Raw genomic sequence first — 17,835 nt, forward strand, 5'->3', positions numbered from 1 at the left:
GTCTGTGTATGAATTTTTCTATACCCTTTCGACAGGTAAGAAAATAAGGATTTTAAAGAACGCCCTTGAAATCAATCATTATCTCGATCAGGACACCAATGTATTATTAAATACGGTTCCTTCTGTGATAAGAAAATTAATAGAAGACAAAGCACCATTGGATGCTATCAAAGTCATCAACATGGCAGGAGAAGTTCTTCCCACGGATATTATTGCAAAGCTTCCTTTGGATAAAATCGAAGTTAGAAATCTGTACGGTCCATCGGAAGATACCACTTATAGTACATCTTATCGTATTACGAATAAAGAGTCTAGAACCATTTCTATAGGTAAGCCTATATCGAATACTCAGGTATTGATTCTGGATCAGAATAGCCAATTGGTTCCTCTCGGGGTTACAGGCAGGATCTTTGTATCCGGAGCTGGAGTAGCGAGAGGCTATCTGAACAGGGCAGATCTCACTGAGGAAAAGTTTTTGACCAATCCTTTTATAGAAGGAGAAAGAATGTATGATACAGGAGATTTAGGCTATTGGTTATCAGATGGAAACATAGAATTTATAGGAAGAAAAGACCATCAGGTTAAAATAAGAGGGTATAGAATAGAGCTAGGGGAGATAGAAACGGCTATTTTAGGGTTTTCTGATCAGCTAAAGCAGGTCGTTTTAGAAGTAAAAGAATTTAATTCTCAAAAGACATTAGTAGCTTATTATGTAAGTAAAACGAAAATAGATAAGGCCGATCTACGAAGCTATCTGCAAAGTAAATTACCAGATTATATGCTGCCAGGCTACTACTTGGAGCTGGATAAAATGCCATTAACTCCAAACGGAAAAGTAGATAAAAAATCACTGCCAAATATCTCAGGGGAAGATCTTATCAGACGTGAATATGTAGCTCCAACAACAGATGTAGAGTTACAGTTGACCAAGATCTGGGAAGAAGTTTTAAAGGTTGATAAAGTAGGAATAACGGATAATTTCTTTGAATTAGGCGGAAATAGTTTAGTAGCGGTTCAGGTGATCAACAAGACTTTTAAAGAATTGGGCACTAGTATTTCGCTTAAGAACTTTTTTAATAATCCAACAATAAAAGGACTAAGTAAAAATTTAATCCAAGCGAATTATTTGGCTATCCCACCTGCCCCGGAATCAGTGAGTTATCCTTTGACATCTTCTCAACTTAGATTTTGGGTATTAAACCAGTTTGAAGGAGCATCTTTAGCTTATAATATGCCTGTTGTCCTGAAGTTTACAGGAGATTTGGATATTTTAAAATTTGAGGAAGCTTTTAAATCATTAATTCTTAGACACGAAATTTTAAGAACATCTTTCCTGTCAATAGAAGGAGAACAGGTACGTCAGTTTATTACCCCAAAAGAGGAAGTAAACTTTACAGTCAATTATGTTAATTTTAGTTCTAATAATGAAACCAAAGACATTGTTGATGCTTATTTGGCAAACGAAATTGCAATGGCTTTTGATTTAGAAAAAGGCACTCTGATTAAAGCATCTTTACTAAAAGTTAAGGAAACGCAACATATTTTCTTTATGTCCATGCATCATATTATTAGTGATGGATGGTCTATGGAATTATTGATTAAGGAAATCATAAACATATATAATGCTTTAGTTAATAATACAGAAATCAATTTACCGGAATTAAAAATTCAATACAAAGATTATGCAGTCTGGCTAAATGATGATATCCAAAAACAGAAGTACAATGCAGCTGAACAATATTGGATAGAACAATTTTCGGGAGAACTGCCCACATTAGAATTGCCAAGTTTTAATAAGCGTCCTTTAGTTAAAACGTTTAATGGAAACAGTATCAGTCATCAATTTTCAAAAGAATTTTTGGAGAAAATAAAAACCTTCTCAAAAGATCATGATGCTACTTTGTTTATGAGCTTATTAACGGGGGTAAAAGCTTTATTTTATAGGTATACGAATCAGCGGGATATTATTATAGGAACACCTATTGCAGGAAGAGAGCATCCTGATTTAGAGAACCAGATTGGATTATATCTTAATACACTGGCAATAAGAACTCAGATCGCAGAAAATGCTACTATTTTAGACGTATTAGATAGAGAAAAGCATACGTTATTAGAAGCCTATCAGTATCAGAATTATCCTTTTGATGATTTGATCGGTCAATTAAATCTAAAAAGAGATACCAGCCGTTCAGCCTTATTTGATGTTATTGTCGTGTTGCAAAATCAGGCACAGTTACAAATTACAAATGAAGAAGAATTAACAGGCCTACAGGTAGAGAGCTATGCTTTTGAAAATAAGATTGCTCAATTTGATCTGAGTTTGGTTTTCACAGAATGTGAAGAAGGTTTGTCTTTAACGATACAATACAACACTGACATTTATAATGCTTTTTTAATAGAAAGAATCTTCAGTCATTTTGAAAACTTGATAAGCAATTCAATTGCCGATCCGTCAGCAGTATTAGAGCATACAGATTATTTGAAGCCATCTGAAAAACAGCAATTGTTATTTGATTTTAATGCAACTGAAGCTTTTTATCCAAAAGATAATACAATTGTAGCCTTATTTGAAGAACAGGTTGAAAAAAAAACCTGATAATACAGCAATTGTTTTTGAAAACAATGCATTTACATATCACGAATTAAATAAACTTTCTAATCAACTTGCTCATTACTTAAGAGAAAATTATAGTATTCAGGCTGATGATTTAATTGGGATTAAATTAGAGAGAAGTGAAAACCTGATTATTTCAATTTTAGGAATATTAAAATCAGGAGCAGCTTATGTGCCAATTGATCCAAATTACCCACAGGATAGAATAGATTACATAAAGAGAGACAGTGCAACTAAAGTTATTATTGATGAACTCCTGTTAGAAAAATTCAGAAAAGTTCAGCACCATTATTCGCAATTGAATATTGAAAAAATCAATTCTGCTACTGATTTAGCATATGTAATTTATACTTCCGGAACTACAGGTCAACCAAAAGGGGTAATGGTCGAACATCATAATTTAATTAATTTATGCTATTGGCATTGCGCAGCGTTTAAAGTTGATGAAGATAGTCGCGGAGCGTTATTTTCCGGAGTTGGATTTGATGCATCTATCTGGGAGATTTTTCCTTATCTGATTTGTGGAGCATCTCTTTGTCCTATTGGAGAAGAGGAGATACGATTAAATCTACAAAAACTGGCTGATTTTTATAGTAGTAACAAGATATCACATAGTTATTTGCCATCTGCTATTTGCAGTGATTTAATTAGCTCCGGAATCGTTATCGATAAAGTGAAGCTTTTGGTTGGAGGAGAATCGCTAAAAATTGCTAAAAGTTCACAATTAGATATTTATAATAATTACGGGCCGACTGAAAATACGGTAGTGAGCACGTTTTATAAAGTAAGTCCAGTTCATGAGGGAATGATCCCAATAGGGAAACCGGTTTGTAATACGCAGGTTTATATTTTAGGAGATCAGTTACAAATTTTACCGGTAGGGGTGAGTGGTAAGATTTACGTGTCGGGAGCCAGTGTAGCACGTGGTTATCTTAATAATGAAACGCTTACGTCAGAGAAATTTATTGTAAATCCTTTTGTCAACGGACAAAGAATGTATGATACAGGCGATCTGGGGCGTTGGCTTCCAGATGGGAATGTTGAGTTTTTAGGAAGAAAAGACCATCAGGTTAAAATAAGAGGCTACAGAATTGAACTTGGAGAAATCGAAAATACGATTTTGAAATTTTCAGCATCTTTAAAACAGGTTATAGTAGAGACGAAAAAGCTAAACTCAGAAAAAGTTTTGGTGGCGTATATCATCTCAGAAAATACTTTGGATAAAAGAGCCCTTCGTAATTTTCTTCAGGACAGATTACCAGATTATATGGTTCCTGGTTTTTTTGTCGAATCATCTCATTTTCCTTTGACTTCAAACGGTAAAATTGATCGAAAGACGCTTCCTTCAATATCATCAGATGATATGATCCGAAAAGAATTTGTTGTACCTGTAACGAGCGTTGAAAGAGAATTAGTTGCAATATGGGAAGAAGTTCTAAAGATTGAAAATGTGGGAGTCACCGATAATTTCTTTGAACTTGGAGGGCATAGCTTGAAAGCCGGCTTATTGATCAATGAATACAGAAAAGCGTTTAATGTAAAAATTAAGGTAAACGATATATTCAAATCAACAACTATAAGTTCTCATGTTAAGCTGTTGGAATTATATGACACGATTGATCAGGATGAAATAACTAAAATACCGGAAGCTGAAAGTTATGCCGTTTCTGCAATTCAGAAAAGAATCTGGATAGCCAGTCAATTTGAAAATGGATCTAAAGCATATCATATGCCTTCCTGTATTGAATTAGCCATTAATCCTGATAATTTCAGAAAGGCTATACTTGCTACAATAGAACGCCATGAAATATTAAGAACCGTTTTTAAAGAAGATATTGAGGGCAAAATAAAACAATGGGTTTTACCTCTCGAAGAATTAAAGTTTGAGTTGGAATATAAAGATTATCGTAAGGTGGAAAACATTGAGAAAGTAATAAAAAACTTTGTTGATGACGACAACGAAAAACGCTTTGATCTTGAAAACGGGCCTTTATTGCGTGCTGTATTACTGCAGATAAGCGATACGAATTATGTGTTTTATTATAATATACATCACATAATCGGAGATGGATGGTCCATGGAGGTTTTAACAAATGATGTTTTAGCTTTTTATGACGCTTATGAAAATGGAAGTAAAGTAGAACTTGAAGATCTAAAAATTCAACACAAAGATTATGTTGCCTGGATTGCACAAAATAATTCAGAAAAACAGCAGCAAGAATATTGGTTGAATAAATTTGAAAAAGAAGTTCCGCCGCTTGATCTGATTGTATCAAAAGAACGTCCCAAAATTAAAACATATAACGGAAATGTTTTCTCTGGCGATATAACCGGAAATAATTATACAAAACTATTACAGACGGTCCAAAATACAGAGACCACGCTGTTTATGAACTTTTTAAGTTTTATTTATATTTTACTGTATAAATATTCTTATCAAAAAGATCTGGTAATTGGCAGTCCTATAGATGGTAGAGATCATCACAGTCTGAAAGGCCAAATCGGATGTTTTGTAAATACGGTGCCGTTTAGAGTTTTATTGCCTAATAAAGAGAATTATCAGTCACTTTTAGAAATAGTTAAAAATACGGTTTTAGAAGGTTTGGAACACCAGTCTTTTCCTGTAGAATCTATTATAGATCACCTTAAACTACAGAGAGATTTATCCAGAAGCCCTTTGTTTGATGTATCTGTTGTTATGATTCAAAATGCCATAAATCAGAATCGGATGGCTATAAACGAACAAGGCTATTCTAAAATTATAGAATCATACAAAAGCAAATTTGATTTGACTTTTTATTTTAAAGTTTATGAAAGTAAAATTTCCTGCAATATTATTTACAATACCGATTTATTTGATGCTGATGTAATAGAGAAAATGTTCAACGAGTTTTTAATGCTGATGGAATCTGTTTTTTCAGACGATTCTGTAACAATTGATGATTACATCGTTGCATCGAATACGGATGAAATCCAAGAACAGGCTAGCTTTTTGATGATATCAATGCTGCTATTGACGATAGTTTTTAACTAAAATGATATCAAATAACATATTTATGAAAAATAAATTAGGTATTATTTCTGGTATGGGCACCAGGGCCGGATTGCTTTTTTTTAAACAAGCTGATTGATAAAACTGATGCAAAATGCGATCAGGATTTTCCGGAATTTATCGTGCACAACAACAGCCAGGTTCCGGACAGAACCCTTGCGATAGTATATAATGAAGAATCGCCCGTGAACGAACTTAAGAGATCATTGGACATTCTCGAGAAATGTGAGGTGGATTATATTATTTCTACCTGTGTAACGTCCTATTATTTTTTAAATCAATTTGATGCTTCAGGCAAGAGTAAAATATTAAATCCTATAGACCTGATAGCAAATCGGTTATTAAAAGAATACAGTCATATTCAAAAAATAGGATTATTAGCAACAACAGGTACAATAAATTCTAAACTGTTTCACGACAGATTCCAAAGTATGCCTTTTGAATTGATAACACTCAATAAATATGATCAGGAGGAAAAATTTATGAAATCGGTTTACATGGAAGGAGGATTTAAATCTTCTACTATTTCTGATTCTGCTTATGATTTATTTAATGACGCTTTAAAGAGCCTTATTGATAAAGACGTTCAGCTTATCATTGGCGGATGTACAGAAGTTCAGATAGGTATTAAAAACGCTGATGTCAATATTCACTTTCTGGATGTAATAGACGTGTTGGTAGATGAAGTGGTTGATTTAATGAATCTAAAAAAAATAGAAATAGCGCTATAATGAATAAAAAAGTTTTACATTATTTATTTGAAAATATTGCAGAAGAAAAATCTGCCAATATTGCAGTTCGTACTGAAACGAAATCGGTATCTTATAGTGAATTAAATAGTCAGGCTAATCGTTTAGCAGACCTTTTAGCTCATTTTTCTATAAAAAAAGAAGATATAATAACTACTTTTCTGGATGACAGGCTGGCTCAGTTAATTGCTATACTGGGTATTTTTAAATCAGGGTCTGTTTATTTACCTCTGGATCAGAAATATAGTCAGAATTATTGGGAAGAACTTTATACGAAAATCCAGCCTAAAGTTTTACTGATTTCAAAAAGTAATTTTAATTCCTTTTTCCAATATGATTCTCTTTTTGAATATAATATTCCAACCATTATTGCTGTTGACAGCAATGATGGTGAACTGATTTTTTCAGAATATAGAAAAAATGAAGGCATCTATATAGAGAATGAAATTGATAGGGAATTATCAATTTACAATAAGGATATAGTTGTAGAAGGAGAAGACTCTAATTATATATTTTTTACCTCAGGGTCAACCGGAAAACCTAAAGCCGTTTTAGGGAGTCATCAGAGTTTAAGCCATTTTATACACTGGGAATCAAAAGAACTGGCTATTACTGAAAAAGTTAAGGTAGGGCAGTTGACATCACTTTCTTTTGATGCTTCTTTAAGAGATATTTTTGTAGCCTTAATTAATGGAGGAACTATTTGTTTTCCATCAAAAGAAATAAAAGAAGATTCAGCTTTGTTGCTGCAATGGCTAAGAAATGAAAAAATAACATTATTACATACCATTCCAACCATGTTACGATTACTTTCACCCATACATAATGCAGCAGAAACTGTTACTTCAGATGAGTTTCCTGAATTAGAGTATATATTGCTTGCAGGGGAAAAACTGTATGCTAAGGATATTACAAACTGGAGAAAATTATACGGGCAGAATACTACTATTATAAACCTTTATGGTGCTACAGAATCTACATTGGTTAAATCATTTTACCGAATAGAAAATAATCTTAATAGAAATTCTGAAGAGGTTTTACCTGTTGGACAACCCATATCTAATACTAGAATTTTGCTTGTGAATGAAGCCAATGAGTTGTGCCGAATTAACGAAAAGGGAGGCATCTATATTAAAACTCCATTTTTGTCAAAAGGTTATTACCACGATCCGGTACTTACGGCTGAAAAATTTGTTCAGAACCCATTAAGCCAGGAAAAAGATATAGTATATAAAACCGGAGATTATGGGAAATATGATTCCGAAAGAAATGTAATCGTCATAGGCAGAGAAGACGGAATGGTTAAACTCAATGGGGTCCGAATTGATATGAATTCCATTGAAACCGTGATTTTAAAACTAAATGATATTCACACCGTAAAATGCATGATATACAATAGTGATTCTATAAGCAGCAGCCTTGTGTGTTTTTATGAATCGAATACTGTTACTGAAGATGATTTAAGAATGCATTGCTCAAAGTATTTGTCTGTATATGAAATGCCTTCTGTTATTTTTCGCTTAAAAGAATTTCCAGTCAATGCAAATGGAAAAATAGATACTGTAAACCTTCAGAACAGTATACAAAAAAGACTTTCAGAAGAAAATACACCTCAAAAAAAAACTGCCGGTTAATGCTGCAGAAGAAAAATTAATAACCTTATGGCAGGAAGTACTGAATGTACAGAATATCGGAACTGAAGATCATTTCCTGTCATTAGGGGGAAATAGTATAAAGCAAATCTCACTGAGATCTAAAATAAGAATGGCTTTCAATGTTAATCTAACAATTGAAGATCTATTTTTATGTCCGACAATACGTTCTCAGGCATCACATATTTTAACGCTTCCGGTATTAGAATCTATCGCAGGAAAAAATGAAATCGTACCAATTTCTACAAATGAGAATGGTTATAGTATCTCTAATGAGCAATTAAGAATTTGGCTTGCCTCTCAATTTGAAGATCATTCAAAAGCAAATAACATGTCATACACCTATCATGTTAATGGCGATTTTAAAGTTGAACTTTTTAAAAAGGCATTGCAGGAAATTGTTAATCGATATGAAATCTTAAGAACAGGATTTGAGGTAAATGAAGCTGGAGAAGTGATACAAAAAATTGTTGACGAAATAATTATTGACACCATATTTGACTATAAAATTGTTGATGAAAACTTTGATGAAAATGATGCAAAAGAACATTTAAAAAACTTTAATGATCAGGCATTTGATTTGAAAAAAGCACCATTGCTGAAGTTTCTTTTAATTAAAATTTCAGATAATAAGTTCATTTTATCCACATTAATGCATCATATAATCGGGGATTATACCTCTGATAAGATTATTATTAGTGAGGTTATGAGATTATATAAGGCTTATGAAAAAGGCAGTTCAATCCAGCTCAGCACAGTACATGTTCAATATAAAGATTATGCCTATTGGATTAAAAACAGATTGACAAATAATGAATTTTCTTCTGAAAAAGAATTTTGGGAAAACTATCTAGAAAATGTTAAACAACAACCTAAATGGTATAAAAATTCAAACACTGATAATTTTGATGGAGCTTATTATTCAAAAGTACTTTCTTCCGAATTTATCGGAGAAATTAAAAAATATTGTGTGGATCATAATTATAATTTGATGGGAATTATGACTATTGCTTTAGGTATTTTAATTCATAAGATAGGCGGTCAAAATGATATCATAATAGGAGCTCCTATTAATCTTAGAAATCATCCCAATTTAATAGGGCAGGTTGGATTATACTTGAATATGGCTCCTTATAGAGTAAAAATCAATGGTCAAAATAAAATTAAAGAGATTATTGATGAAACCATTAAAAATCAAGTTAAAATTTTCGACAATTCATTTTATCCATTTGATTCTATTATTGAAGATTTTGATCACAAACATAATTTTAATCTGATGGACAGAATTGATCTATATGTCAATTTTATCAATCACGAAGAGGCAAATGATAACCATAGTCTGGAGAATATATCATTTGTTCCGCAAGAAAAAATCATAAAAAGAAGCAAATTTCCTATTTGCTTTTATATCAATAATAACCAAGAAGAAGTCTCTTATTTTATTGAATACCAAAAGAATGTATTCAGCGATTTGGAAATTTCAAAATTGGGAGAACGTTTTTTACTGTGTTTGAAACAAATTATTGATAATCAGTATGAAACTGTAGAGAAAATTAGTCTGATTGATAAAAAATCTATTCCCACATTCAGTCTAAAATAATTCAAAACAAAAAACTCATAACCTAATAATAATTCAAAAAATCTTTGATTTCATTTAAAAAAACAAATTAATGAGAGTACTTAATTCATATCATCAGCAAAGACTATGGTTTATAGATTATTTTGAAAAAAATGATTTATATGTTGGAGGTCCTGTTTATCATAATATCCCTTTCTTTTTAAAAATTGATAAAAAATTAGACAGTAATCTTTTGAAAAATGCTTTTCTAAAATTGATAGAAAATAATAGCATTTTAAGAACAAGATTGTGCAAAGAAGGAGGAGATATCTTTCAGGAAATTTCTGAACCAATCCATTTAAATATCGATACTTTATTAGTACAAAAGGAAAATCTTGTTGAGAACGCAGAAGAATTACGCCGGATTCCATTTGATTTTGATACGGATTATTTGATTAAATGTTATTATGAACATAAACAAGGCCATACACTTGTATATTTTATAATTCATCATGCCATCATCGACAGACAAAGTATTAAACTGATTGAAAATCAATTTTTGGCATTAATTAATAATATAGAATCAGCGGATGAAAAAGGCATTCAATTTCATAATTTCTCAAATTGGCAAAATGCACTAACTGATGAAGATTTAGAGCCATTATTATTTCATTGGAGATCAAAATTAAAAGATCTTCAGGTTTTATATTTTTCTACAGATAATGAGCGTGAGCAGGTTCATATTTATAAAGCTAATAAAGTTAACACAACGATTGTTGCAGATAAGATAAAATCATTTTGCTTAACGAAAAATATGAGTGCTAGAAGTCTGTTTCTAGCTGCTTATAAAATGGCTTTTGTCCGTCTTACAGGACTATCAGATATTGTTATGGGTACCTGGATGGATCTTCGTGGTGAAGAGTTACAAAATGTAGTAGGTCCCATAGAAAATCTTGTTGTTTTACGTTCGTTTTTAGATCAGCAAAAAACCTTGCTGGAATTATGTACAGTGGTAGATGAGGAATGGCATGAGGCTGAAAATTTTAAATCAATGCCTTTTGATAAACTTGTGTTGGAACTCAATCCTAAAAAGGATATGAGCCGGACGGCTTTGTTTGATATATTATATGTGTATGAATCTAAGATAGAAGAGACAAAAAGAGTAGAAGATTCTGCAATTAGTAATCAGGGATGGGGTAAGTATGATTTTAATTTATTGGTAACAGAAGAAGCTGATAAATTTGATTTAGCTTTAACTTATAACGATTTATATTTTAATCAGGATACTGTTCATTCACTTTTAGATTTAGTAACAAGAATTCTGGAATCCATAATAGAAAGTGAAGCATCATATTTAAAAGATATTTCATTAGTTTCTGCAAAAGAATATAACAGACTCTGCAAAAATCAAAAGTTTGAGAATGATGCCTCTGTTTCGATCGTAGAATTATTTGGAGAACAGGTAAAAAAGCATAAAAAAAAGACCCGGAGTTACCTGGTCGTCCGGAAAATTAAAATATGAAGATTTAGATAAGAAATCGAATCAGTTTGCGAATTATCTCATGGATGTTTATGATATTAAAACAGAAGATAAAGTAGCAATTATATTGCCTAAGAATGATGATTTAATAGTGTCGATATTAGGCGTTCTTAAGACGGGTGCAGCTTACGTTCCCATAGATCCAGGCTACCCGGAAGATCGTAAATCTTTTATGATAGAAGATGCGGATTGTAAGCTGATTATTGATACGAAGCTTTTAAATTCTTATTCAAAATCAAAGAAGAAGTTTTCAACGTCATTACCTGAAGTTACGATTACTGGAGATAATTTGGCGTACATTATTTATACTTCCGGTACTACCGGAAAGCCAAAAGGAGTAATGATTGAGCATGGTAATGTTATAAGCTTATTAAATTCATGTTTTTCAGAGTTTGAATTCTCTGAAAAAGATACATGGTCCTTTTTTCATTCTTATTGTTTTGATTTTTCGATTTGGGAGATTTTTGGAGCATTGTTAACGGGTGGTAATGTTTTGGTATTAAGTAACGAGGAAGTTCGTAACCAGGAACTGGCGGCTAATTTAATGACAGAGCATAAAGTAACTGTATTTAGCCAGACACCATCCGCATTCTACAATTTTATTGTTTTAGATTATAAAGTTCCTTCTTTACGGTATGTTGTTTTTGGAGGTGAAGCATTAAATCCGGCTAAACTAAAACTATGGAGAGAAAGTAATCCGGAGGTTAAACTTATTAATATGTACGGAATTACAGAAACAACTGTACATGTTACTTACAAGTTGTTAACCGATGAGAGCTTATCATCTGCTGTTAGTAATATTGGTAAACCATTAGCTTTTGCGAATTGTTATGTATTAGATCAGCAGCAGGCATTATTACCTTATGGCAGACCTGGAGAGTTATATGTGTCCGGACAAGGGGTTGCCAGAGGGTATTTGAACCGTCCGGAAATAAATGCAGAAAGATTTATTCCATGTCCTTTTGATGAAAATGAAAAGATGTACAGAACCGGAGATTTAGCCAGGTTTCTACCTTCGGGAGAGTTGGAATATCTGGGAAGGATAGATGATCAGGTTAAGGTACGCGGTTACAGAATAGAATTAGATGAAATTAAAAAGCAAATAGATTCCTTTCAAAGCCTTACACAAAGTGCAATCAATTTGGTTTTAATGCCAGATGGGGATAAAAGCATTGCGGCTTATGTTGTTTTTAAAGACGGTTCAACAATAAACGATTTAAAGCTGCATTTGTCTGCCAAACTTCCTGAATATATGATTCCGGCGTTTATGATTCAAATGGATGAGCTGCCTATTAATAGCAATGGTAAATTGGACAAAACCAAATTGCCATCACCATTAGATAATTTGACAAATAATGGACAGGATATAATAGCTCCTTCTAACCCAATTGAAATTAATTTATTCGAAATTTGGAAAGGCTTACTAAATACTAAAGAATTTGGAATTAAGCATAACTTTTTTGAAATAGGAGGACATAGTTTAAAAGCTACACGTCTTATCAGTGCAATTCATAAAGAATTTAATGTACGTTTAGAGTTAAAACAAATATTTGCTAACCCGGTATTAGAGCAGCAAGCCTTATTAATAGAATCCTCATTAAAAGATAACTTTAACGAAATAGTAAAAGTTGCTGAAAATGATCTGTATCCTGTTTCTGATGCCCAAAGAAGATTATGGCTGTTGAGTCAGTTTGATGGTGCATCTTTAGCTTATAATATGTCATCAGTAATGGAACTTGATACCATTACAGACTTAGAAAGTTTAAAAAAAAGCGATATATGCTACAGTAGAAAGACATGAGATTTTGCGAACTGTTTTTTGTTCAGATAAAAATGGTTCAATCAATCAAAGAATCTTATCTCTAAAGGATCTTAATTTTACTATTGACCAGGAAGATTTTAGTAAAAGCAAAAATGTAAAGGATTTACTGGCGAGTTATATTAAAGAAGATAGAAACAGAGCTTTCGATTTAGAAAATGGTCCTCTATTGAGAACCAGTATTATCAAAATTGCATCAGACAAGTATATCTTTTATTATAACATGCACCATATTATCAGTGATGGATGGTCTATGAATATTGTTAAAAGAGATATTTTAGCGTATTATGAATTCTTTGCGCACGGTACTGAAATCTCATTACCGGAATTAAGAATTCAATATAAAGATTATGCAGCTTGGCAATTGCAGCAATTTAGTGAAGAACCTTTTCTGAAAGCAAAACAATATTGGCTGAATAAACTGTCAGGAGATTTACCAACAATCGAATTGCCATCACAAAAGCGAAGACCAAATATTAAAACTTACAATGGTAGAACGCTAAAAACGTTTCTTGCAAAAGAACAGGTAAGTAATTTGAACCAATTTACCAGAGAACAAGATGGAACCCTGTTTATAAGCTTATTAGGAATCTGGAATGTTTTATTGTATAAATATACTCTTGAAAAAGATATTATAATAGGAAGTCCGGTTGCAGGAAGAGATCATATTGATTTAGAAAATCAGATCGGTTTCTTTGTAAATACTCTTGCTTTAAGAAATGAAATTGATCCGGAAGAAAGTTTCCAGACGCTATACAGTAAAATTAAGGAAAATACTTTAAAGGCTCTGGAAAATCAGATATATCCTTTTGACAGATTGGTTGAGGATCTGAATATCGCAAAAGATACCAGTAGAAATCCGGTATTTGATATTATGTTGATTTTACAGAATACAGGAGAGAAATCTGAAGAGTCAACACCAAAGCATGAAAGTGAAATTATTGAAGAATTTACATCAACATTATCAAAATTTGATCTTGAGATAATATGTAAAGAAGTTGATGAAGATTTAATGCTTCAAATCAATTATAATACTGATGTATATGATACTGATACGGTAAGAGATTTAATAATTAATTTTAAATTATTGTTAACAGCGTTAATCAGTAAATCAGAATCTCATATTGGTGATGTAGAGTATCTTTCTGATAATCAAGTTGAAAGGATTTTGGGTTTTAATGATACTAAAATAGCTTACCCAAGAGATGAAACGATTATTGAATTATTCGAGGAGCAGGTGAAAAAAACTCCTGATCATATTGCCTTGGTATTTGAAGATAAAAAGTATAGTTATCAGGAACTTAATAAATTATCCAATCAGTTTGGAGCTTATCTAAGAGAGGAATATGATGTCAAAGTTGAGGATCTCATAGGAATTAAATTAGAAAGAAGTGAAAAACTAATAGTTGCCATTCTGGGAATATTAAAATCCGGAGCTGCTTACGTTCCTATTGACCCGAATTTCCCTCAGGACAGGATTGATTTTATTAAAAATGATACTCAAAGTAAAGTCATCTTTGATGAAGAAGAATTTTCAAAATTCAGTATTCAAAGTACAGAATATAGCGATGAGAATCTTAAAAATATCAATAGCCCAACAGACCTGGTTTACGTAATCTATACCTCTGGAACAACCGGTAATCCTAAAGGGGTTATGGTAGAACATAAAAATGTAGTAAGGCTTGTTAAACCATGTTCTTATTTTACATTAGATACTGAAAATATTCTTTTAAGTACGGGAGCCATATCATTTGATGCTACTATTTTAGAATATTTTGGAACACTGTTAAACGGGGCTAAATTAGTTCTTGCCACTCAGGATAACCTATTACAAATTGATAAGCTGAAAGAAGTCATTAATACCAATGAAGTTGACAGTTTTTGGATGACAGCGTCATGGTTTAGTTTTGTTGTAGACAGCGATATAGAAGTATTCAGGAATGTAAATAAGATCATTGTCGGTGGTGATGTTGTTTCTCCACACCATGTAAAAAAATTATATAATTCTTTTCCGGATATAGAAATTACAAATGGATACGGGCCAACAGAAAACACTACTTTTTCTTTAACTTATCCTATTAGTCATTCAGATTATACAACCATTCCTTTAGGTAAGCCTATTTCAAATAGTACAGCTTATATTTTAGATGAAGAATTACATCTTGTGCCTGTAGGAGTTGCAGGGAAGATTTATGTTTCCGGGGACGGAGTTGCCCGGGGCTATTTGAACCGTGATGACCTTACCTCTGAGAAATTTATGGACAATCCTTTTGAAGAGGGGCTTAGAATGTATGACACCGGCGATTTGGGCAGATGGCTTCCGGATGGAAATATAGAATATTTGGGAAGGATCGATGATCAGGTGAAGATCCGGGGATATCGGGTAGAATTAGGAGAGATCGCAAGTCGCTTATTGGAAAGTTCTGCGGCATTAAAACAAGCCGTCGTTGCTGCACAAGGAGAATCTTCAGATAAATACCTCGTAGCTTACTATGTGTGTGATGATAAGGTTGATAAAAAAGATTTGAAGTCAAGATTAAGCGAAGTGCTTCCGGAATATATGGTTCCGAATTATTATGTTGAATTGGAAAATATTCCATTGACTACGAATGGGAAAGCAGATATAAAAGCACTTCCTTCAATCTCCTCAGAGGATATGATTAGAAAGGAGTATGTTTCTCCGGTAACGAGCGTTGAAAAAGAATTAGTTGCGATATGGGAAGAAGTGTTAAAGCTTGAAAAGGTAGGTATTACCGATAATTTCTTTGAACTTGGAGGCCATAGTTTAATTGTTTCTCAAGTGATTAATAGAATTCAGAAGCAATTGGGAAGTTCTGTAAGTTATAAAGACTTCTTTACAGAACCAACGATCGAGGGCTTAAGCAAGAAAATGTTTGATTCGGGTTATTTATCAATACCATTAGCGCCGGTTTCACAGTCTTATCCATTAACATCTTCACAGAGAAGATTCTGGATTTTAAGTCAGCTTGATGGGGGATCTATTGCTTACAATATGCCTGTCACTATCAGACTGAAGGGAGATTTAAATCTTCAGAAGTTTCAGGAATCTTTTACCATTCTACTCAATCGTCATGAGATTTTACGAACATCGTTCAGATTCACAGAAGACAAAGAGATCAGTCAGTTCATTACAGAGGCTGATGCCCTAAATTTCAGTGTTAAATATTCGGATTTCAGTCTGAATGAAGATAAAGAAAATGCTATCCTGAATTATTTAAAATCGGAGAACTCTATTGCATTTAATTTAGAGCAGGCACCTCTTGTTCGTGCTTCTATACTAAAAAGGCAGGAACAAGATTTTGTGTTTTTTATCTCCATGCACCACATCATTGGTGATGGTTGGTCTATGGAGTTAATGGTAAAAGAAGTTGTAGCCATTTATAATTCATTAATAGAAGGTAAGATAATAGATCTGCCGGTAGAAAAAATTCAATACAAGGATTATTCGGTGTGGATCAATGATGTTATTCAAAAAGAAAAATACCAATCCTCAGAAAAATACTGGTTAGAGCAGTTTCAGGGAGAATTGCCAGTATTAAATTTGCCAAGCTTTAAGGCACGTCCTTTAACGAAGACGTTTAATGGAACTTCTTCAAATAAGCTGTTTTCAAAGGAATTTGGTGATAACATTAATCAGTTTTCAAAAGATCATAATGCCACTTTATTCATGACTTTATTGGCCGGAATAAAGGTTTTACTGCATAAATATAGCGGACAGAATGATATTATCATTGGCACACCGGTAGCGGGAAGAGATCATCCGGATTTGGAAAACCAAATTGGTTTATATCTAAATACGTTAGCCGTTAGGTCTACAGTGTATGAGAATGATAACTTCCTGAAGGTGCTAGATAAAGAAAAAGAAGCTTTATTAGGAGCATACGAACATCAGAGTTATCCTTTTGATGATTTGGTTGGAAAACTGAATCTGAAACGTGATACGAGTCGTTCTGCATTATTTGATGTTTTGGTTGTTTTACAAAATCAAGGTCAATTAAAGACAATAGCTAGAGAAGAAGAATTAACAGGGTTAAAGGTTGAAAACTATGCTTTTGAAGACAATACAACTCAATTTGATCTAAGTTTTATTTTTGTTGAAAGAGAGGCTGGCTTATCCCTTACCATTAGATACAATACTGATATTTATGATAGCCTTTTAGTAGATGGAATTTTTGATCATTTTGAAAATATAATAAACAGGTCTATTGTTGGTCCTTCAATATCTTTAGAAGGTATAGATTACTTAACAACCGAAGAAAAAGGTGTTTTACTGCATGATTTCAATGATACGACAGTAGACTTTGATCGTGAGAAAACAATCATTGAGATATTTGAAGAACAGGTTGAAAAAACGCCAGACAGTATAGCTGTTGTTTTTGAAGATCAGCCATTTACCTATCGTCAGATAAACGAGGAAGCAAATAGGCTGGGTATCTATCTTAGAGAAAAATACTCCATCCAGCCAGATGATTTGATCGCCATAAAATTAGACAAGAGCGAAAGAGTTACCATTGCTGTATTAGCCATATTAAAATCCGGAGGAGCATATGTGCCTATTGATGTTAATTATCCTGAAGAAAGAATTCAGTATATGGAAAATGACTCAAAAAGCAAGGCGATCATTGATGAAGCAGAATTTACTGCATTCTATGCTGAAAGAGATCAGTATTCTGCATCTAACCCTAAAAAGAACAGTGCTTCCAATAACTTAGCGTATATCATCTATACCTCTGGAACAACGGGTAATCCAAAAGGGGTAATGGTAGAAAACCGGAATCTGGTTTCCAGAATGAGTTATTATAAATCATTCTTTACATTATCTGAATCGGA

Annotated in this window: 8 protein-coding genes and 1 pseudogene; all 9 read left to right on the forward strand. The window is 32.8% G+C overall.

What is annotated here, in order from left to right; all coding sequences use genetic code 11:
• On the forward strand, positions 1-2,596 hold a 2,596-nt coding region (locus tag ACJ5H0_RS22840), incomplete at its 5' end, for a condensation domain-containing protein (protein WP_411252161.1).
• A complete protein-coding gene (locus ACJ5H0_RS22845; RefSeq protein ID WP_411252162.1) occupies positions 2,580-5,648 on the forward strand; it encodes an amino acid adenylation domain-containing protein in 3,069 nt (1,022 codons plus the stop codon). The genes ACJ5H0_RS22840 and ACJ5H0_RS22845, both read left to right, overlap by 17 nt.
• A gap of 89 nt (positions 5,649-5,737) precedes the next feature.
• Positions 5,738-6,397 (forward strand): aspartate/glutamate racemase family protein, encoded by a 660-nt coding sequence (locus ACJ5H0_RS22850; RefSeq protein WP_411252166.1) that lies wholly within the window; start codon positions 5,738-5,740, stop codon positions 6,395-6,397.
• Complete coding sequence (locus tag ACJ5H0_RS22855) at positions 6,397-8,049, forward strand: amino acid adenylation domain-containing protein (RefSeq protein ID WP_411252163.1); 1,653 nt, start codon at positions 6,397-6,399, stop codon at positions 8,047-8,049. The genes ACJ5H0_RS22850 and ACJ5H0_RS22855 overlap by 1 nt, the downstream gene beginning before the upstream one ends.
• A 19-nt stretch (positions 8,050-8,068) precedes the next feature.
• Positions 8,069-9,667 (forward strand): condensation domain-containing protein, encoded by a 1,599-nt coding sequence (locus ACJ5H0_RS22860; RefSeq protein ID WP_411252167.1) that lies wholly within the window; start codon positions 8,069-8,071, stop codon positions 9,665-9,667.
• A gap of 70 nt (positions 9,668-9,737) precedes the next feature.
• Entirely contained in the window at positions 9,738-11,147 is a 1,410-nt protein-coding gene (locus tag ACJ5H0_RS22865) for a condensation domain-containing protein (protein ID WP_411252164.1), read from the forward strand.
• Positions 11,098-12,237: pseudogene (locus ACJ5H0_RS22870) on the forward strand (amino acid adenylation domain-containing protein); the annotation flags it as partial. The gene ACJ5H0_RS22865 and the pseudogene ACJ5H0_RS22870, both read left to right, overlap by 50 nt.
• A gap of 204 nt (positions 12,238-12,441) precedes the next feature.
• Entirely contained in the window at positions 12,442-12,966 is a 525-nt protein-coding gene (locus tag ACJ5H0_RS22875; RefSeq protein WP_411252168.1) for a phosphopantetheine-binding protein, read from the forward strand.
• Positions 12,967-12,970: 4 nt separating this feature from the next.
• The coding region (locus ACJ5H0_RS22880; RefSeq protein WP_411252165.1) for an amino acid adenylation domain-containing protein at positions 12,971-17,835 on the forward strand (4,865 nt) is incomplete at its 3' end.

Source organism: Chryseobacterium proteolyticum, from assembly GCF_046591535.1.
GTDB lineage: Bacteria > Bacteroidota > Bacteroidia > Flavobacteriales > Weeksellaceae > Chryseobacterium > Chryseobacterium proteolyticum.

Excerpts from the sequence above, each read along its gene's own strand:
- ACJ5H0_RS22855 (WP_411252163.1), top strand. The coding sequence starts at position 6,397 with ATGAATAAAAAAGTTTTACATTATTTATTTGAAAATATTGCAGAAGAA.
- ACJ5H0_RS22865 (WP_411252164.1), top strand. The coding sequence starts at position 9,738 with ATGAGAGTACTTAATTCATATCATCAGCAAAGACTATGGTTTATAGAT.
- ACJ5H0_RS22875 (WP_411252168.1), top strand. The coding sequence starts at position 12,442 with ATGGATGAGCTGCCTATTAATAGCAATGGTAAATTGGACAAAACCAAA.